This window comes from Streptomyces sp. SID5910, assembly GCF_009862125.1.
GTDB lineage: Bacteria > Actinomycetota > Actinomycetes > Streptomycetales > Streptomycetaceae > Streptomyces.
This window is the reverse complement of sequence record NZ_WWHX01000949.1, coordinates 1-447: the sequence shown is the minus strand read 5'-3', so window position 1 is coordinate 447 and position 447 is coordinate 1. Positions and strand designations below refer to the sequence as shown.

At 79.2% G+C, this 447-nt stretch carries 1 protein-coding gene; it reads left to right on the top strand.

What is annotated here, in order from left to right; all coding sequences use genetic code 11:
- On the top strand, positions 1–443 hold a 443-nt coding region (locus GTW67_RS33770), incomplete at its 5' end, for an aspartate/glutamate racemase family protein (RefSeq protein WP_346010807.1).
- Positions 444–447 lie beyond the last annotated feature (4 nt).

Here is a 447-nt window from a genome sequence, read left to right as displayed (position 1 = left end):
CCTGCTCGACCATCGGCGGCGTCGCCGAGGAGGCCGCCGGCGGCGCCGGGGTGCCCGTGCTGCGGGTCGACCGGCCGATGGCCGCCGCCGCGGTGGCCGCCGGCCGGCGCGTCGTCGTCCTCGCCGCCCTGGAGAGCACGCTCGCGCCGACCCGGGCACTCGTCGCTGAGGAGGCCCGGCGCGCCGGGCGCCCCGTCGAGGTGCGGACGCGTCTGGTCGACGGCGCCTGGCCGTGCTTCGAGGCCGGGGACACCGACCGCTACGTACGTCTGGTGGCCGCGGTGGCCGACGCTGTCACCGACGCCGACGCGATCGTCCTGGCCCAGGCGTCCATGGCGCCCGCCGCGCGGTTGACGAGCACCCGGGTTCCGGTGCTGGCGAGTCCCCGGCTGGGACTGGCCGCCGGGGCCGAGGCCGTACGGAGCAGCCGGCCGGTGCGCTGAGGGA